The sequence below is a fragment of the Streptomyces sp. NPDC014733 genome, from assembly GCF_043083385.1.
Classification (GTDB): Bacteria; Actinomycetota; Actinomycetes; order Streptomycetales; family Streptomycetaceae; genus Streptomyces.
This window is the reverse complement of sequence record NZ_JBIBYO010000007.1, coordinates 84,118-101,788: the sequence shown is the minus strand read 5'-3', so window position 1 is coordinate 101,788 and position 17,671 is coordinate 84,118. Positions and strand designations below refer to the sequence as shown.

Below are 17,671 nucleotides of genomic sequence, written 5' to 3'. Positions count from 1 at the left end.
TGCCGTGCACGCGTCAAAAGCCCGGCGGCCACCGGGCGGCGCGGCCTGGATTTCCGGCGGAACCATGGGTGTCACGGGGGATGGACAGCGTTATGCAGCAGCGCACACGTACGCGCGCACGGGCCGCGGTCGCGGCCGTACTGGTGGCGGTCACCGCCGCCACGGTGAGCGGGTGCGGAGCGCTCAACCCGTTCAGTTATGCCCGCCCCACGCTCCCCGCCACCTCCTCCCCGAGCCCGGGCGCGGGGGAGACCCCGACGTACGGCGCGGAGCCCACCGACACCTACTCACCCGAGTACTCGCCGTCCCCGACGATGGCGACGTACGACCCCGACGGCCGCTCCGACGTGCACGGCAGCGGCTGCGACTTCTCCAACTCGCTGCACGAGTTCACCTACCGGGTGAGCGTGACCAACACCTCCCTGTCGGACACCTTCTCGTACGACATGGAGATCGACTGGATGAAGGCGCGCCCGGCGGACGGCACGAGCTACGGGCGGCACACCCGCAGCATCACGGTGGCGCCCGGTGCCACCGAGACGTACACCGCCCGCTACACCGTCAACCAGTCGTCGTTCGGCCGCTTCTGGTTCACCTGCCAGGTGACGCGGGCGGAGAAGTCCCGGATGTGACCGGGCGCCCCGGGGTGCGCCCACGGGCCGCGAACAGCTGGGCCTGCCGCTCCGGGGGCAGATTGCCCAGCGCGATCAGGTGCGGCGCCTGGGCCAGCGCCCGCTCCCGGGTCGCCTCGTGGGCGGCCCACAGCGCCCGTACGGTGCCCTGGACGGCGTCGGTGGGCTGCGCGGCGAGCACCGCGGCGCGGCGCAGCGCGGTCGCGGCCGCCTCGCCCGGGGCGGTCAGCTCCGACACCAGGCCGGTCCGGTGGGCGCGGGCGGCGTCCAGCCGTTCCGCGGTGCCCATCAGGCACATCCGGGCGGCCTCCCCGTAGGGCATCCGCTGCGCCATGAGGATCGCCTCGTAGGCGCTGACCATCCCGTAGGTGGTGTGCGGGTCGAAGAAGGTGGAGTTCTCCGAGGCGATGATGAACTCCGCCTCGCCCAGGAGGTAGAAGGCGCCGCCGCAGGCCATCCCGTCGACCGCGGCGATCACCGGTTTCCACAGGTCGTTGGCTTTCGGCCCGATGTACAGCAGGGGATCGTCGAGGGAGTACGGCGACGGCGGCTGCGGGACGGTGACCTCGCGGTCGATGCCGGTGCAGAAGGCCCGGCCGCCGGCCCCGGTGACGACGGCGGCGCGTACGGAGGCGTCGAAGCGGAACGTCCGCCACAGGTCGGCGAGTTCGGCGGCGGACGCCAGGTCCAGGGCGTTGAGCCGGGCGGGCCGGTCGAGGGTGACCAGCGCGACGCCGTCGTTGATCTCGGTACGGATGCTCACGGCCGCTCCAGGACCCAGCGGGGCACCGTCACGCCCCCGGACAGGGCGGGGAAGACGGCCCGTACGGGGGCGCCGATGCGCAGCCGCGCCGGATCGACGGAGTCCAGCCGGGCCCCGGCGTCCGCGACGACGTTGCCGACGAGCCGGATACGGGGCGCGTCGGCCAGCTCCACGACGACGGCGTTGTACGGCGCCTGTGCCGCGTAGGCGGGCAGCAGCGGCGGGTGCGGGACGACGAACGACCAGATGCGGCCGTGGCCGGACATCGCGCGCCAGTGGCTGTCGAAGGACTGGCAGTGCGGGCAGCAGGGCCGCGGGGGGAAGCGCGGAGCGGTGCACTCCGTGCAGGTCTGGACGCGCAGTTCGCCGCGGGCCGCGTACTCCCAGAACGGCGCCCCGTCCTCGTCGGGAACGGGAACCAGCAGGTCATCGACGGTGTCGGCCGGATTGTCAGTGGGTTGTGTCACGCTCTGTGACATGACCTTACGTGAACGTGAACGCATCTCCCGATCAACTCCTCAGCAGCAGGGCCGAGGTGGGGACGCCCTCGCCCGCGGTGACCAGACAGGTGGCGGCGCCGGGGACCTGCGCGGTGCTGGTGCCGCGCAGCTGCTTGACGCCTTCGGTGATGAGGTTGAAGCCGTGGACGTACGCCTCCGAGAGGCCGCCGCCCGCGGTGTTCAGCGGCAGCCGGCCGCCGGTCTCCAGGGCGCCGCCCTCGGTGAAGGCCGCGCCTTCGCCGCGCCCGCAGAAGCCGTAGCCCTCCAGGGAGAGCGGGATCAGCGGGGTGAAGGCGTCATAGATCTGCGCCACGTCGACGTCCTGCGGGCCGAGGTCGGCGTGCTTCCACAGCTGGCGGGCGGCGGTCCAGGCGGGGCCGCTGAGCGGGTCGTCGTTCCAGTAGTTGACCATCCCGTGGTGCTGGGCGGGCAGTCCCTGTGCCGCGGAGTGCACGTACACGGGCCGCCGGCGGCAGTCGCGGGCGCGCTCCGCGGAGACCACGACGCAGGCCAGCGCGCCGTCCGTCTCCAGGCAGTTGTCGAAGAGGCAGAGCGGTTCGCTGATCCAGCGGGCGGTCATGTACATCTCGCGGGTCAGCGGCCGGTCGTACATCATCGCGGCCGGGTTCTGGTTGGCGCGGTTGCGGCAGGCGAGGGCGACGTTGAAGAAGTGGTCGCGGGTGGCGCCGTATTCGTGCATGTAGCGGCGGGCCAGCATGCCGATCTCGTCGGCGGGCCGCAGCAGCCCGAAGGGCCGGGTCCACTGCCCCGGGGTGGGGAGCTGGACCTGCGTGTTCTTCCACGGGCGGGGCCCGGAGCCACGTTTGCGGGACCGCCAGGCGACGCCGACGCGCGCCTGCCCGGTGGTGATCGCGGCGGCCAGATGGGCCACGGTCGCACAGGAACCGCCGCCGCCGTAGCCGACCTTGGAGAAGTGGGTGACGTCCCCGGCGCCGATCGCCTTGGCGATCTCGACCTCGTCGGTCTCCTCCATCGTGTAGGAGGCGAAGGCGTCCACCTCCGCGGGGGCGATCCCGGCGTCGTCGAGTGCGGCGAGGATCGCCCGGCAGGCAAGCGTCTTCTCGGATTCCTCCAGCCTCTTGGCGAACGGAGTCTGCCCGATGCCGGCTATCGCCGTAGCGTCCTTGAGGGTCGCCCCCATGGCCACCTCCGTGGTCGGTCGTCCGTGCTGACAGCCGAGGAGGCTACCGCTAATCTGACGGGTAGTCAGCTCTTTCGCGGGAGGCGGTTCTCGATGCCCGACGACCTGGAAACGCGAGCGGATCTGCGGTACGGCTCCCTGCCCCGCCTGGTGCGCGAGGCCGCCGAGCGGTACGGCCCGCGCGAGGCAGTCGTCGGGGGCCGCACCCGCCTCACCTACGCCGAGCTGGGCGAACGCGTCGAGCGGGCGGCCGCCGCCTGCCTCGCCGCCGGAGTCGCCCCCGGCGACCGCGTCGCCGTCTGGGCCCCCAACACCCCCGACTGGATCGTCTTCGCGCTCGGCGCCGTCACCGCCGGCGCCGTCCTGGTACCGGTCAACACCCGCTTCAAGGGCGCCGAGGCCGCCGGCCTCCTGCGCCGCACCCGCACCCGGCTCCTCTTCGTCACCGGCACCTTCCTCGGCACCTCCTACGTCGCCGCACTGCGCCGCGCCACCCGCGAGGGGCCCGGCGACGGGCCGCTGCCCGGCCTGCCGGACCTGGAGCGGGTGGTGGTCCTCGCCGACGACGCCCCCGCCGACTTCGACAGCCGCCCGGCCTTCCTCGCCGCCGGCGCCGCGGTCCCGCCCGGCGCGGTCCGCGAGCGCGCCGACGCCGTCCGCCCCGACGACCCCTCCGACATCCTCTTCACCTCCGGCACCACAGGGCTGCCCAAGGGCGCGGTGCTCAGCCACGCCCAGACACTCCGCGCCTACGACACCTGGAGCGACCTCGCCGGTCTCACGGAGGGCGACCGCTATCTCATCGTCAACCCCTTCTTCCACACCTTCGGCTACAAGGCCGGGATCGTCGCCTGCCTGCTGCGCGGCGCCACGATGGTGCCGCAGCCCGTCTTCGACGCCGAGGCCACCCTCGCCCGCATCGCCGCCGAACGGATCTCCGTCCTGCCGGGCCCACCCACCCTCCACCAGCAGATCCTGGAGCATCCGGCCCGGTCCCGGCACGACCTGTCCGCGCTGCGGCTGGTGGTCACCGGCGCCGCCGTCGTCCCGCTGGAGCTGGTCGAACGCCTCCGCGGAGAGCTGGGCGTCGCCACCGTCCTGACGGCGTACGGCCTCTCGGAGGCGGGCGGCCTCGTCACGATGTGCCGCCGCGGCGACCCGCCCGAGGCCGTCGCCGCGACCAGCGGCCGGGCCGTCCCCGGCACCGAGGTCCGCGTCGCCGACCCCGCCGACCGCCCCCTTCCGGCGGGCGCCCCCGGGGAGGTGCAGGTCCGCGGGTACCACGTCATGTCCGGCTACTTCGAGGACCCGGCGGCCACCGCGCGCACCCGCACCGCCGACGGCTGGCTGCGCACCGGCGACATCGGGATCCTCGACGCGTACGGCAACCTCCGCATCACCGACCGCCTCAAGGACATGTTCATCGTCGGCGGGTTCAACGCCTATCCGGCCGAGATCGAGCAACTCCTCGGCCGTCACCCGGACATCGCGGAGATAGCCGTCGTCGGGATACCCGATGCCCGGCTCGGCGAGGTCGGCAAGGCGTACGCCGTCCGCCGCTCCGGTGCGAGCCTGACCGCCGACGACCTCATCGCCTGGTCACGCCGCGAGATGGCCAACTACAAGGTGCCCCGCCAGGTCGAGTTCGTCACGGAGCTGCCGCGCAACGCGAGCGGGAAGGTGCTGAAGACACGGCTGAGGGCGGGGACGGAGGGAGGCTGATCCGGCGGCGCCGCGGTCCGCCGGGGCCCGGGCGCGGGGCGCGCCCGGGGCGAAGCGTTCCCGGAACGCGCCGGTCGCCGGGCCCGCCGGTCGCCGGGCCCGCCGGTCGCCGGGCCCGCCGGGCTCCCGGGCCGTACGCCGCCCGGCCTCCGGTCCGCCCGGCCTCCGGTCCGCGCACCTCCGAGCCCCGCCGCCGCGCTACCCCTCGGCCGGTGTCCAGTCCGGACGGCGGCCGCTCAGGGCCACGACGCGGTCCAGCAGCGTCGCATCGTCCGGCACGGGGACGGCCGGGCCGAACATTCCGCCGCGGTCCGGGTCCTCGGCGGCGGGCGCGAGCAGTGCGTACGACACTCCGAGGCTCGCGGTGTCCGGTGCGTAGGGCCGGCCGGTGGCGCGGGCCAGGTCCCAGCCGTGCAGGACGAGTTCGTTGAGCGCGATCCGCCCGGCGAGAGCGGCGGGCAGGGTGATGCCGCCGGCCTGTGTCTCGCCCTCCCAGGCCGCCGGGCGGTGCCAGGCCGTGGCCAGCGCGTCGAGACGGGCGGCCAGCTCGTCGCGCCACCCGGGCGCGATGTCGGGCAGGGCGCTGCCCGGTGACGTCCCGGTAGAGGGGCCCAGCTCCTTGGCCGCGGTGTCCCGGAACGCCGCGGTCAGGCCCATGAGATGCCCCAGCAGATTCCGTACCGCGTACTCCGTGCACGGCGTCGGGGCGTCCAGCTGCGCGTCGCGGGTGCGGGCGGCGAGATGGGCGATCAGCGCGGTCTGCGCGCCGAAGTCGATGGTCTCCGTCATGTCCGGGCGTTCCTTCCGTCGTCACCGGGTGCGGCCGGTACCCCGGCCCGGCCCTCAGTGAAACGGCCCCGGGCCCGGCGCCCCGGCTGCCACACCGAACCGCTCACCGCGGGACGACGGCCATCCGCCCACCGGAACGGAGCGGCCCCGGCCCGCCGCCCGCCACCGTGCCGGACCCACGCCTCCCACCGGCCGCCCGGCCCCTGGATTCACCTCCCACCGGCCGCCCCGTCCCCGAGATACGCCTCCCGCCTGCCGCCCCGCCTCCGGGGTCATGCCCGCCCTCCTGCCGGCGCCTCCCCGTACCGTTCCCGCAGCACCGTCTTGAGGACCTTGGCCAGGGGGCCGCCGCGGGGCAGCGCATCCGTGATTTCCAGCTGTTCCGGGAGCTTCTGCGTCATCAGGCCCGCCGCGCGCAGATGCGCGGTCAGCGCGGCCAGGGTGGGCGGTTCCGCCGTGGGGGCGAGGGTGACGACGGCGCACACCCGCTCGCCGCGGGAGCGGTCCGGCAGCCCGATCACCGCCGCCTCGGCGACCCCCGGGTACGTCCGTACCAGCTCCTCGACCTCCTGCGCCGAGATGTTCTCGCCCTTGCGGATGATGATGTCCTTGAGGCGCCCGGTGAGCACGAGGTGTCCGTCGGGCCGCAGATGGCCGAGGTCGCCGGTGCGGAAGTACCCGTCCGCGTCGAACGCCGTGGCGGTCAGCGCCGGATCGGTGTACCGCCGGAAGACCATCGGCCCCTTGACCCTCACCTCACCGCTCTCCCCGGTAGCGGCGGCGGCGCCGTCCGGCCGGACGATCCGCACCGACGCGCCCGTGACGGGCCGCCCCACCGTCCGCGCCAGTCGCTCGTCCCCGTCGTACGGCGTGCCCATCGTGATCATGGGGCACTCCGTCATGCCGTAGCCGTGCACCAGCGCGCACTCCAGCTCCGCGACGGTCTCGGCGTACAGCTCCGGGGGCAGCGGCGCCCCGCCGCCGGAGAGCAGCCGCAGCGAGGGCAGGAGCGGACCGGCGTCCGGCAGCTCCTGCCGTCGATGTCGGGACGCATCGAGAAACGCCTGGTAGAACGCGGTGCTTCCGCCCGCCATGGTCACGCCGTACCGCCGGTAGACGGCCGCTGCCGCATCCGGCCGGAAGGCGTCCAGCACCACGGCGGGGAAGCCGCCGGCCAGCATCGCGACGAGGTAGTCCGGGCCGGCGATATGGGCGTACGGGAACGCGATCGAGCCGATGTCGTCCGCCGTCATCCCCAGCGCCGTGGCCAGCCCGAACCCTCCGGCGATCAGCGTCGCGTCCGTGTGCTCGACGCCCTTGGGCGCGGCGGTCGTCCCGGATGTGTAGTAGATCCAGGCGGTGGCCGCCGGGCTCCCCGGAAGCGGCGGCGCCGGGGGAGGGGGCAGCACCCCGGGATCCCCGGTCGGCAGCCCGAACTCCCGGCCGCGGCCGCCACTCGACGCCCCGGCCCCCGGCCCGGACCCGTGCCCTGGTCCGGAAGCGGCCCCCGGCCCGCCGGAACCGTCCTCCCCGGCGGACACCGTCAGCACCCGCACGCCCTCACCGGCCACCGCCCGCGCCATCGCCGTGAAGTCGGTGCCGCGCCACGCCCCGGGGACGAGGACGAACTCGGCGGCCGATTCGGCGAGGATGAAGCCGACCTCCCGCTCCCGCAGCAGATGGAGCACCGGTATCTGCACCGCCCCGAGCCGGGCCAGTGCGAGTGAGGCGAGCACCGTGCCGATCCGCGTCGGCAGCTGCCAGGCCACCCGCGTACCGGCCCGGACGCCCCGCTCCCACAGCCCGGCGGCCACCCGCAGGGCCGCGTCCCGCGCCTGCGCGAAGGTGATCCGCCGCCCCTCGGCGTCGAAGAACATCGGCGCGCCGGGGGAGGCTCCCGCGCGGTACTCGACCAGTTCCCAGAGCGTCTGCACACGACCGGACTCGAACACGGCGCCTCCTGGCCACGGGGACGGTGCGGGGCGCCAAGCGTAGAACTGATGGTCCGTCAGGTCCAGGTCGGATCGGCCCCGGTGAACCCCCGGGCCCCGGGTGTCCCGGAGAACGGCCGCGGCCGGCGCCCGCAGGTCCCTTACGGGTGCGGGGCCGGCCGCCGGGTGGATGCCGTAAGGGGTGGCCCTACGGGACGAGAGGGATGTTGCTGTCGGCCGCGGTGAAGCCGCCAGGCGCGACCGGGATGTTGCTGTCCGCCGGGGACACCGGGATGTTGCTGTCCTTCGGCGCCACCGGGATGTTGCTGTCCGCCGGAGCGAACGGGATGTTGCTGTCCAGGGTCGCGGGCGGCGCCGGGATGTTGCTGTCGGCCAGAGCGGGGGAGGCCGCGATGCCGAGCGCGGTGGCGCCGAAGGCGGCCGTTACCAGGGTGCGCGTGATGCGGTTCATGCCAGCTCCAAGATAGGGGGATCCGTACGGGAACGTTCCCTTGTGTGAACCGTGCCTGACCAGACGACCGTAGCCCCTTGTCAGCCAGATGTTCGACAAAATCCTAGGAAGTTGCCTAAAAAACACGCGAGTTGACGGCCCTTTGGAGGAGCAGGAGACTCCGCATCCATGCCTGTCCAGCCGCCATCCAGACCGTTGCACCCGCACTGATGCGCCCGCGGATCGGCCGGAACGGACCTGCTCCGCCTCGCTTTTCGGCATGGCCGGAAGCAGTCGGGCGCTATGGCGACGAGGGCGTGGTCCGGCGGGCCTGCGGCCGTGCGCCGGGACGCTCTCCCGAGCCCGGTAACCGAGCCTGGTACCCGATTCCGGTACCCGATCCCCGCTGCGGTTCCGCGCGGGCCCCGTACGGGTGCGGCCGGTTTCGATGGCTCCCCTGATTACGTCATCGAAACCGGCCGCCACGATCCCCCGATCGTGCCCGGCGCACGGTGGCGCCGGGCGCCCGGAACGGTCGGCCCCTCCCCAGGTGCCGCCCGCCCGGACGTCTTGCCCCCCTCGGGCCTCACGGCCCACGGACCTCACGGCCCACGAGCCCCGGAAGGCCCCGGACCTGACGGGCCTCGGCCCGGGGGAGCGATCCGTACGGAGTGATCCGTACGGGCCGTCCCCCACGGGCGAGCCCTACGGGATGCGAGCCGACAGGCCCGGATCCCGCCCCCCTGCCACCGCACCGCCGGTCCGCAGCGGTGCGGTTCCCCCCCCGTCAGCGGCAGCCGGGCCATCCCCCGGCCTGGCCGCCACCGACGTACCGGGCCCTCCCCCGAGCCCGGCCCCCCTGGTCCGTTCCGCCGGTGCCCCGATCCCCCCGGGGCCCGTGGACCGGACCTTCCCCCTGATGCCGTACGGCGGCGCGTACACCCGGCTCTCCCCCGTCGGGAGTACGCCGTGCCGCCGTACCTCGGCATCTGCGGGCCGTGGTTCCCTCAGGGCGTGCCGTGAGGGAACCGGCCCTCGGCGGGTGCGCCGTGGGCGTCGCGTCCGGTGGACGGTACGACGCGACACCTACGGCGCCTCACCGTGGCTCAGTGCTTCGGCTCGGCGATCGGACGGTGACTGTCCTTCGTCTCGATGCCGCCGTCGGTCGCAGCCGGGCGGTCGGTCGCCGTCGCGGCGTCGATGACCGGACGGTGGCTGTCCCGGGTCTGGACGGTCTCGGCCGCGTCCCTCGCCTGGACGGGGCGGTGGCTGTCCATGGGCAGGATCGGCCGGTGGCTGTCCAGCGGACGGATGGGACGGTGGCTGTCCATCGGGTGCACGGTGTCGTTGCCGTCCCCGTGCTGCGGATGCTGCGTGGTCATGGTGGCTCAACTCCTGTGTGTGGGCGCTGATGAATCCACTCGCCCGGCAACTCCCCCGTGGGTTGCCGGACGAGCGGACCAGGGCCGGACACCGTAGTGGTGGGGCCATGGGCGCCGAGCCGCTTGCCCCCCGAGGCGGCGGACCGGCATCCATGAGAGTGCCGGGTGGCGATGAACGATCGATAAACGCCCGAGGCGAAGCCCCTGACCTGCAGTTACGCGACGATCGCGGAGGGGATCAACGGCTGCCCGGCGCCGTTCCCGGGCACCGGGTGAGGCACCGGGCCGTCGGTGGGCAGCCCCAGCTGCTCGTGGATGGAGACGACCTCCTGCCAGCAGACCTTCGCCCGGCCGGTGTGCCCGATCTGGTCGAGGGCGTGCCCCAGAGTGCGCAGCACCTCCGCCCGCCAGCGCCGGCCGCCGATCCCGCGCAGCGCGGCCAGCGCCTGCTCGGCGTGGTCGGCGGCGCTGGTCGGGCGGTGCGCGGCGAGATCGACCTCGGCGAGCCGCAGATACGCCATCGCCTCCCAGAACCGCTGGCGGCTGTCCCGGAAGATGACCAGCGCGGCGAACAGCTGTTCCGAGGCCTCGTCCAGTTGCCCGGCCAGGGTGAGTGCCATGCCCAGGGCGTACATGCCGTTGCCGAGGCGGCGGGTGGCACCGGCCTCCCGATAGCAGCTGATGCCCTGTCGGGCGAGGCGGATGGCGCTGTCGATGCGCCCGGTGTCCAGGTGGACGCGGGAGAGGTTGCACAGCGCGCTGGCCTCGGACTGCTTGCTCTTGTTCTCCTGGAAGGCGAAGAGCGCCTGGTTGAGGTACGCCTCCGCCTCCTCGTGCTGGTGGCGGATGCTGGCGATGATGCCGCGGTCGTTGGGGCCGTTGGACGAGGCGAACGGGTCGCCCGCCGCCAGCCCGAGCAGCGTGGCCAGCTTGGCGTGTTCATCGGCTTCGGTGAGCCGTCCGAACTGGGTGCAGATCGGCGTGAGCGACCAGTGGACCCGCCCGGCGGCGCGCTGGTCGTCGGCCTCCAGCGCGGCGGCCAGCAGGACGTGGTTGGCCTGCTCGTACTGGCGGTTGTTGGCGCCGGACTCGGCCGTGTCGCGAGTGAGCAGCAGCAGGTCGACGGCGCGCCGCAGTCCGGTGGGGCCGGTGTGCTGGAGGGCGCAGGGGATGATGCAGTGGGTCTCGCTGAAGAGCCAGCTCAGCGCCTCGGAGCGGTCGGCGAAGTCGAGGCCCGGGTAGTGCGGCGTCTCCACCTGGGTGACGAGGGCGTCGCCGGGCCGCTCCAGCGCGTACATCCGGATGGCGGTCGCCAGGTAGAAGTCCAGCAGCCGGGAGAGGGCGGCGTCCCGCTCCTCCGGCGGCTGCTCGTCCCGTTCGGCGCAGGAACGCGCGTAGAGCCGCACCAGGTCGTGGAAGCGGTACCGCCCCGGCGCGGCGGATTCCAGCAGGGAGGTGTCGACGAGGGATTCGAGCAGGTCCTCGGTGGTGTCGATGTCCATGCCGAGCAGCGCGGCGGCCGCGGCGAGCGACAGGTCGGGGCCGTCGGCGAGGCCCAGCAGCCGGAAGGCGCGGGCCTGCTGCGGCTCCAGCTGGCCGTAGCCCAGCTCGAAGGTGGCCTTGACCGCGAGGTCACCGGCGCGCAGCTCGTCCAGGCGGCGGCGCTCGTCGGCGAGCTTGCGGGCGAGGAAGGCGACGGTCCAGGTGCGGCGGGCCGCCAGCCGGGAGGCGGCGATCCGGATGGCGAGCGGCAGGAAGCCGCAGGCGCCGACGACGTCCATGGACGCCTCGCGCTCGGCGTTGACCCGCTCCTCGCCGACGATCCGGGTGAAGAGGGTGAACGCCTCCTCCGGGCTCATCACGTCCAGGTCGATGAGTTGCGCACCGGCGAGGTCGATCATGCGGGTGCGGCTGGTGATCAGCGCGGCGCAGCCCTCGGTGCCGGGCAGCAGCGGACGGATCTGCGCGGCGTCGCGGGCGTTGTCGAGCAGCGCGAGGATGCGGCGCCCGGCGAGCGTGGAGCGGTAGAGCGCGGCGCGTTCGTCGAGGCCGTCCGGGATGGACGTCTCCGGGGTGCCCAGGGCGCGCAGGAAGGCGCCGAGGACGGCCTCCGGCTCGACGGGGGTGCTCCCGGCGCCCTGGAGGTCGACGTAGAGCTGTCCGTCGGGGAAGCGGTGGTGGGCGGCGTGGGCGACGTGTACGGCGAGGGTGGTCTTGCCGACGCCGCCGATGCCGGCGACCGCGGAGACCGCCATGATGTGGCCCTCGGCGGTGGCGAGCTGTTCGCTCAGCTCCGAGACGAAGGCGGTCCGGCCGGTGAAGTCCGGGACGGTGGCCGGGAGTTGCTGCGGGCGCAGCAGGACCGGCTCGCCGGGGCCGGGCTCGGCGCCGCGTGTCACGGTCGCGTCCAGGTCCGGGTCGGCGCGCAGGATGCGCTGCTGGAGTTCGGAGAGGGAGGCGCGCGGATCGACGCCCAGCTCCTCGGAGAGGAGGCGGCGGGTGTCGGCGTAGACGGCGAGGGCCTCGGCCTGCCGGCCGCTGCGGTACAGCGCGAGCATCAGCAGCTCCCGCAGCCGCTCGCGGAGCGGGTGCGCGGCGGTCAGCGAGGTCAGCTCGGAGACCACCTCGGTGTGGTGGCCCAGCTCCAGCTCCAGCTCCAGCCGGGACTCCAGCAGCGAGCGGCGCCACTCGTCGAGGCGGGTGCGCTGGTTCTCGGCGTACGGGCCGCCCAGACCGGCGAGCGGTTCGCCGTCCCACAGCGCCAGCGCGTCGTCGAGCAGCTGCCGGGCGCGGCAGCGGTCACCGGCCGCCTTGGCCTTCTCGGCTTCGGCGGCGTACCGCTCGGCGTGGTCGTGGTCGAGGTCGAGCGGTTCTCCGTCGGCGGTGCGGATCGCGTAGCCGCCCGACTCGCTGACGAGCAGAGCGGCGTCGTCCCCCAGCGTCTTGCGGATGCGGGAGGCGTAGGTGCGCAGGGCGGCGAGTGCGGCGTGCGGCGGTTCCTCGCCCCAGAGGGCGTCGACGAGTTCGGCGGCGGTGGCGGTGTGCCCGCCGCGCAGCAGCAGCGCGGCGAGCAGCGCCCGTTGTTGCGGCGACCCGACCGCCAGCTTCTGCTCACCGCGCCACGCCCGCACGGGACCGAGCACGGCGAAGCGCAGTCGCTCCCGCCTCTGTCCCGGACCGTCGACCATGGTGACCCCCTGCCCCTGCCGTCTCTGTGCTGTGATGGTGTCGTTCCGCAGTGTGCGCAACGGTCAGTCTGCCTTGTCCCGGTGGCCCGCGTCAGTAGGGGGCCGGACCGTCCACAAACCCTCCTCGGCCGAGGGGAGCCGCGCCGGAGCGGGTCCCGCCGGTGCGGAGCGCCGCGCTCCGCCGGATGCGCCCCCCGCGCGAGGGCGCGCGCACCGGACCGCCGTGCGCCGCGCCCCTCCACCTTCTCTCCGCTTCCGCCCCGCCTCGCCCGATCTATGCATGCCCATGCCACTTCTTCACCGGTTGTTCGCACGTCGTACGCCATGCCTCCGGGGCACGGAATATCTCACCCTTACGGGATCGGCTCGCGCGACTGCACAACGTAACCCGCCGGACGTCGTGTGCGCACCAGCCCGTGGCCGTGGTTTCGCCTCTCCACAGTTGCTGACGATCCGTCAGATCGGCGTTACCGTACCCCTCATGGAGACCCACGAGACCCTTCCCCAGATCATCTCGGTGGACGACCACACGGTGGAGCCGCCCGAGGTGTGGCAGGACCGACTCCCCGCGAAGTACCGCGACACCGGACCGCGGATCGTGCGTGCCCCCGTGCGGCAGATGACCTTCGTCGGCGGGAAGTTCGCCCCGAAGATGGGCGCCCCCGGCGACGACGGTCCGCCGGCCGACTGGTGGGTCTACGAGGACCTGCACCGCCCCCTGACCCGCCTCGACACCGCCGTCGGCTACGCCCGCGACGAGATACGCCTCGAAGGCATCACCTACGAGCAGATGCGCCCCGGGTCGTTCAGCGTCCCCGAGCGGCTGGCCGACATGGACGTCAACCACGTCCAGTCCGCCCTCTGCTTCCCCACCTTCCCGCGCTTCTGCGGCCAGACGTTCACCGAGGCCAAGGACCGTGAACTGGGGCTGCTGGGGGTGCGCGCCTACAACGACTGGATGGTGGAGGAGTGGTGCGGCCCGCAGTCACGCGGACGGCTGATCCCGCTCACCCTCATCCCCCTCTGGGACCCCGGACTCGCCGCCGCCGAGGTCCGCCGCAACGCCGCCCGCGGCGTCCGCGCCGTCTGCTTCAGCGAGATCCCCCCGCACCTCGGGCTGCCCGGCATCCACACCGACCACTGGGACCCGTTCCTGCGCGCCTGCGACGAGACCGGCACGGTCGTCGCCATGCACATCGGCTCCTCCTCGAAGATGCCGTCCACCTCCGCCGACGCCCCGCCCGCCGTCGGCTCCACCATCACCTTCGCCAACTGCTGCTTCTCGATGGTCGACTGGCTGATGAGCGGCAAGTTCGACCGCTTCCCGAACCTCAGGATCATGTACGCGGAGGGCCAGATCGGCTGGATCCCGTACATCCTGGAGCGCGCCGACACCGTCTGGCAGGAGAACCGTGCCTGGGGCGGCGTCGCCGAGAAGGTCCTCCGCCCGCCCTCCGAACTCTTCGCCGACCACGTCTACGGCTGCTTCTTCGACGACGCCTTCGGGCTGAGGAACCTCGACGCGATCGGCGTCGGCAACGTCCTCTACGAGACCGACTACCCGCACTCCGACTCCACCTGGCCCCGCTCCCGCCAGGTGGCCGAGGAGCAGATGGGCCACCTGCCGGGGGACGTGGTCGAGCGCCTCGTACGGGGGAACGCGATCGAGCTGCTGGGGCTGACGGGGGAGGGGCTGTGGGGGCCGTCGGCGCCCAGGGGGTGAGCGGCCGGCGCGTCCCTCCCGTGCCGGAGCCGCCGGAGCCCCGCGCGTACCGCTGTGCCGCGGCGGGCGCCGGCGTGCCCCGGAGCGGGTGGGCGGCCGGGGCTCCGTCCGTGTCCGTCGGCCTCTTGCCCGGTGGCGGTGGAGCGCTCACCATTGCCGCACCGTAGTGATGTGACGGCTCGTCAGATTCGAGGTGCGGGATGGTCCGGGTGCTGCCCGAGGGGCGGTTGGCGTACGGGATGCAGTTGCCGGTGCAGGCGCAGAGCGGGGTGTTCGCGGAGGGGTGGGAGGCCGGGGCGGGGCCGGCGGATCTGGTGGCGGTGGCGCGGGCGGCGGACGCGTACGGGTTCGCGTATGTCGCCTGCTGTGAGCATGTGGCGATTCCGCGGCGGCTGGCCGGGGCGATGGGGACGGTCTGGTACGACCCGGTGGCCACGCTCGCGCATCTGGCGGCGGTCACCGAGCGGGTGCGGCTGCTGAGCCATGTCGCGGTGGTCGGGCTGCGGCATCCGCTGCTGTCGGCCAAGCAGTTCGCGACGCTCGACCGGCTCTCGGGCGGACGGCTGATCATCGGGGTGGGTGCCGGGCACGTCCAGGAGGAGTTCGAGGCGCTCGGCGTGGACTTCGCGCGGCGCGGGGCGGTGCTGGACGAGACGGTGGACGCGCTGAAGGCGGCGCTGGGGCCCGAGGAGTTCGCCGCGTTCGAGGGGGAGCGGTTCGCCTTCTCGGGGCTGGGGCAGGCGCCGCGTCCGGTGCAGACGCCGCGGCCGCCGGTGTGGGTGGGCGGCTCCTCGCCCGCGGCGGTACGGCGGGCCGCGGAGCGGGGGGACGGGTGGCTTCCACAGGGCGACCGGAGATCGGAACTCCGGGAAAAAATAGGGAAGTTGATGGCTCTGCGGGAGGTTGCCGGGGTGGTGGAGCCCGCTGAGATCGGGGCCATCGCCGAGCCGCTGTACGTCGGCGAGCCCGGATGGGACGTCGGGCGCCGGACGCTGAGCGGGACGCCCGAGCGGCTCGCCGCGTCGCTGCGGGAGTACCGGGAGATGGGCGTCGACCAGATCCAGGTGCGGTTCCGGTGCCGGGGGCGGGAGGAGCTGACGGACCAGATGGCGGCGTTCGGGACGCAGGTCGCGCCGCTGTTGGCCGAGTGAGGGGCGGCCTGCTCCGCACGGCGCCCGGGGTGCCGTAGGGGCCGGGGCGTGCGCCGCGGGGAGCCAGGCACGGAACCACCTACGCAACCACGTGAGGGGCTGGGCATGGGCAAGCTGGACGGGCGGGTCGTCGTCATCACCGGGGCGGCGCGCGGGCAGGGGGAGCAGGAGGCGCGGCTGTTCGCCGCCGAGGGGGCGCGGGTGGTGATCGGGGACGTGCTGGACGGGCCCGGAGCGGCGCTCGCCGAGGAATTGGGGGCGGACGTCGCGCGGTACGTGCATCTGGACGTGGCGCGGGAGGACGACTGGGTGGCGGCCGTGGCGGCGGCGAAGGGGGCGTTCGGGAAGATCGACGGGCTGGTCGCCAACGCCGGGATCCTGCGGTTCAACGCGCTGACCGCCACGCCGCTGGAGGAGTTCCTGAGCGTGGTGCAGGTCAATCAGGTCGGCTGCTTCCTCGGGATCCGGGCCGTCGCGCCCGAGATCGCCGCGGCGGGCGGCGGCACCATCGTCAACACCGCCTCGTACACGGGGGTCACCGGCATGGCCCATGTCGGTGCCTACGCGGCGAGCAAGCATGCCGTGCTGGGGCTCACCCGGGTCGCCGCGCTGGAGCTGGCGGCCCAGGGGATCCGGGTGAACGCGGTGTGCCCGGGGGCGGTGGACACGGCGATGACCAATCCGGCGGCGCTCGACCCGGACGCCGATCCGGAGGCGTCGGCGCGGGCGGTGGGCGCGCTCTACCGGAAGCTGGTGCCGATGGGGCGGATCGGGCGGCCGGAGGAGGTGGCCCGGCTGGCGCTCTTCCTGACCTGCGACGACTCGTCGTACATCACCGGGCAGCCGTTCGTCGTGGACGGGGGCTGGCTGGCGGGCGTCGGCCTCGGATGAGCGGTTCCCGGGGTGCCGTCGGGCGCCATATCTGACGCACCGTCAGCTATTGACCCTTGGCGTCGCCGGTGGAACAGTCTCCGCGGGCCCGTTTATCTGACGCTCCGTCAGAAACGGTTCGCCCGCACGGCCCGTCACCCAGCGGCGTCCTCGCGAAGCGGCGTCGGAAGAGACGTAAGGACGGTGAACCCCCGTGGAATTCGGGATCTTCGTACAGGGCTACGTCCCCGCCGCGCGCGCCGCGGCCGACCCCGAGGCCGAGCACCACGCGCTGATCGAGGAGACGGAGTACGTCATCCAGGCGGACCGCTCCGGCTTCAAATACGCCTGGGCCTCGGAACACCACTTCCTGGAGGAGTACTCCCACCTCTCCGCCAACGACGTCTTCCTCGGCTACCTCGCCCACGCCACGGAACGCATCCACCTCGGATCGGGGATCTTCAACCCCCTCGCCCCGGTGAACCACCCCGTGAAGGTCGCCGAGAAGGTCGCCATGCTCGACCACCTCTCCGGCGGACGCTTCGAATTCGGCTCCGGACGCGGCGCGGGCAGCCACGAGATCCTCGGGTTCATGCCGGGCGTCACCGACATGAACCACACCAAGGAGCTGTGGGAGGAGACCATCGCGGAATTCCCCAAGATGTGGCTCCAGGACGAATACGAGGGCTTCCACGGCAAGCACTGGCAACTCCCGCCCCGCAAGGTCCTCCCCAAACCGTACGGCCCCTCCCACCCGGCCATGTGGTACGCCGCCGGATCCCCCTCCTCGTACGCGATGGCCGGGCGCAAGGGCCTCGGCGTCCTCGGGTTCAGCGTGCAGAAGGTCGCCGACATGGAGTGGGTCGTCGACTCGTACAAGAACGCCGTCAAGGACGCCGAACCCGTGGGGGACTTCGTCAACGACAACGTGATGGTGACCTCGACCGCGATCTGCGCCGAGACGCACGAGAAGGCCGTGCAGATCGCGGTGGGCGGCGGGCTCAACTACCTCCAGTCACTGCTCTTCCGCTACCACGACACCTTCCCGCGCCCCGACGGCATCCCCGCCTGGCCCGAACTGCTCCCCGACTACACCGAGGAGCTGATCGAGCTGCTGATCGCCGAGGAGCTGATGATCTGCGGCGACCCGGACGAGGTCCTCGCCCAGTGCCGCCGCTGGGAAGCGGCCGGCGCCGACCAGCTCTCCTTCGGCCTGCCCATCGGCATCAGCCGCGAGGACACCCTCACCTCCATCCAGCTCATCGGCGAGCACGTCATCCCGGAGATCGACACGGATCCGGTGCACCGGACGACGCGCTTCCGGCAGGCGGGCGGCGCCTGACGGCACGCCCGCGGCCGCCCGGCACCCGGCCCCGCCGCCCGCCGCCGCGGGGGCGCCCGCCGCAC

At 73.3% G+C, this 17,671-nt stretch carries 14 protein-coding genes; 6 read left to right on the top strand and 8 right to left on the bottom strand.

The genetic code is table 11. From position 1 onward, the window contains the following. The first annotated feature begins 92 nt into the window (after window positions 1-92). Window positions 93-632 (top strand): hypothetical protein, encoded by a 540-nt coding sequence (locus ACF1BH_RS18045; protein WP_391643456.1) that lies wholly within the window; start codon window positions 93-95, stop codon window positions 630-632. Here the strand turns inward: ACF1BH_RS18045 and ACF1BH_RS18040 are convergent. The 3 genes from ACF1BH_RS18040 to ACF1BH_RS18030 are packed head-to-tail and all read right to left on the bottom strand — an operon-like array spanning window position 592 to window position 3,057. Further along, a complete protein-coding gene (locus ACF1BH_RS18040) occupies window positions 592-1,395 on the bottom strand; it encodes an enoyl-CoA hydratase/isomerase family protein (protein WP_391643455.1) in 804 nt (267 codons plus the stop codon). The genes ACF1BH_RS18045 and ACF1BH_RS18040 overlap by 41 nt on opposite strands. After that, on the bottom strand, window positions 1,392-1,874 hold the full coding sequence (locus tag ACF1BH_RS18035; RefSeq protein ID WP_391643454.1) for a Zn-ribbon domain-containing OB-fold protein: 483 nt from the start codon (window positions 1,872-1,874) through the stop codon (window positions 1,392-1,394). Before ACF1BH_RS18035 ends, ACF1BH_RS18040 begins: the two co-directional genes overlap by 4 nt. Before the next feature lie 31 nt (window positions 1,875-1,905). Next, the gene (locus tag ACF1BH_RS18030; RefSeq protein WP_391643453.1) at window positions 1,906-3,057 is read right to left on the bottom strand and encodes a lipid-transfer protein; all 1,152 of its coding nucleotides are present in this window, start codon (window positions 3,055-3,057) and stop codon (window positions 1,906-1,908) included. Window positions 3,058-3,150: 93 nt separating this feature from the next. Between ACF1BH_RS18030 and ACF1BH_RS18025 the strand changes: the two genes are divergently transcribed. Beyond that, on the top strand, window positions 3,151-4,779 hold the full coding sequence (locus ACF1BH_RS18025; protein ID WP_391643452.1) for a FadD3 family acyl-CoA ligase: 1,629 nt from the start codon (window positions 3,151-3,153) through the stop codon (window positions 4,777-4,779). Window positions 4,780-4,977: 198 nt separating this feature from the next. On the opposite strand, the gene ACF1BH_RS18020 is transcribed toward ACF1BH_RS18025, so the two are convergent. From ACF1BH_RS18020 to ACF1BH_RS18000, 5 genes are all read right to left on the bottom strand, one after another. Beyond that, window positions 4,978-5,568 carry a TIGR03086 family metal-binding protein gene (locus ACF1BH_RS18020; RefSeq protein ID WP_391643451.1) on the bottom strand — a complete coding sequence of 197 codons (591 nt, stop codon included), beginning with the start codon at window positions 5,566-5,568 and terminating at the stop codon, window positions 4,978-4,980. Window positions 5,569-5,840: 272 nt separating this feature from the next. Then, on the bottom strand, window positions 5,841-7,520 hold the full coding sequence (locus tag ACF1BH_RS18015; protein WP_391643450.1) for a class I adenylate-forming enzyme family protein: 1,680 nt from the start codon (window positions 7,518-7,520) through the stop codon (window positions 5,841-5,843). A 187-nt stretch (window positions 7,521-7,707) separates the two neighbouring features. Next, window positions 7,708-7,971: a hypothetical protein gene (locus ACF1BH_RS18010; RefSeq protein ID WP_391643449.1), complete on the bottom strand. Its 264-nt coding sequence runs from the start codon at window positions 7,969-7,971 to the stop codon at window positions 7,708-7,710. A 1,085-nt stretch (window positions 7,972-9,056) separates the two neighbouring features. Next, window positions 9,057-9,332 carry a laminin G gene (locus ACF1BH_RS18005; RefSeq protein ID WP_391643448.1) on the bottom strand — a complete coding sequence of 92 codons (276 nt, stop codon included), beginning with the start codon at window positions 9,330-9,332 and terminating at the stop codon, window positions 9,057-9,059. 215 nt (window positions 9,333-9,547) lie between these two features. Beyond that, a complete protein-coding gene (locus ACF1BH_RS18000; RefSeq protein ID WP_391643447.1) occupies window positions 9,548-12,520 on the bottom strand; it encodes a BTAD domain-containing putative transcriptional regulator in 2,973 nt (990 codons plus the stop codon). Window positions 12,521-13,001: 481 nt separating this feature from the next. Here ACF1BH_RS18000 and ACF1BH_RS17995 point away from each other — a divergent pair, with 481 nt between their 5' ends. From ACF1BH_RS17995 to ACF1BH_RS17980, 4 genes are all read left to right on the top strand, one after another. Then, window positions 13,002-14,243, top strand: a complete 1,242-nt coding sequence (locus ACF1BH_RS17995; RefSeq protein ID WP_391643446.1) for an amidohydrolase family protein — start codon at window positions 13,002-13,004, stop codon at window positions 14,241-14,243. Between the two features lie 200 nt (window positions 14,244-14,443). Continuing rightward, complete coding sequence (locus ACF1BH_RS17990) at window positions 14,444-15,394, top strand: TIGR03619 family F420-dependent LLM class oxidoreductase (RefSeq protein WP_391643445.1); 951 nt, start codon at window positions 14,444-14,446, stop codon at window positions 15,392-15,394. A 105-nt stretch (window positions 15,395-15,499) separates the two neighbouring features. Then, complete coding sequence (locus ACF1BH_RS17985; protein ID WP_391643444.1) at window positions 15,500-16,285, top strand: SDR family NAD(P)-dependent oxidoreductase; 786 nt, start codon at window positions 15,500-15,502, stop codon at window positions 16,283-16,285. A gap of 193 nt (window positions 16,286-16,478) precedes the next feature. Beyond that, window positions 16,479-17,606 carry an LLM class flavin-dependent oxidoreductase gene (locus ACF1BH_RS17980; protein ID WP_391643443.1) on the top strand — a complete coding sequence of 376 codons (1,128 nt, stop codon included), beginning with the start codon at window positions 16,479-16,481 and terminating at the stop codon, window positions 17,604-17,606. Window positions 17,607-17,671: the final 65 nt, after the last annotated feature.

Coding starts and splice junctions, on each gene's coding strand:
- ACF1BH_RS17985 (WP_391643444.1), top strand. CDS start 15,500: ATGGGCAAGCTGGACGGGCGGGTCGTCGTCATCACCGGGGCGGCGCGC.
- ACF1BH_RS18030 (WP_391643453.1), bottom strand. CDS start 3,057: ATGGGGGCGACCCTCAAGGACGCTACGGCGATAGCCGGCATCGGGCAG.
- ACF1BH_RS18000 (WP_391643447.1), bottom strand. CDS start 12,520: ATGGTCGACGGTCCGGGACAGAGGCGGGAGCGACTGCGCTTCGCCGTG.
- ACF1BH_RS17995 (WP_391643446.1), top strand. CDS start 13,002: ATGGAGACCCACGAGACCCTTCCCCAGATCATCTCGGTGGACGACCAC.
- ACF1BH_RS18020 (WP_391643451.1), bottom strand. CDS start 5,568: ATGACGGAGACCATCGACTTCGGCGCGCAGACCGCGCTGATCGCCCAT.
- ACF1BH_RS18010 (WP_391643449.1), bottom strand. CDS start 7,971: ATGAACCGCATCACGCGCACCCTGGTAACGGCCGCCTTCGGCGCCACC.
- ACF1BH_RS17990 (WP_391643445.1), top strand. CDS start 14,444: ATGGTCCGGGTGCTGCCCGAGGGGCGGTTGGCGTACGGGATGCAGTTG.
- ACF1BH_RS18035 (WP_391643454.1), bottom strand. CDS start 1,874: ATGTCACAGAGCGTGACACAACCCACTGACAATCCGGCCGACACCGTC.
- ACF1BH_RS18045 (WP_391643456.1), top strand. CDS start 93: ATGCAGCAGCGCACACGTACGCGCGCACGGGCCGCGGTCGCGGCCGTA.
- ACF1BH_RS18005 (WP_391643448.1), bottom strand. CDS start 9,332: ATGACCACGCAGCATCCGCAGCACGGGGACGGCAACGACACCGTGCAC.
- ACF1BH_RS18025 (WP_391643452.1), top strand. CDS start 3,151: ATGCCCGACGACCTGGAAACGCGAGCGGATCTGCGGTACGGCTCCCTG.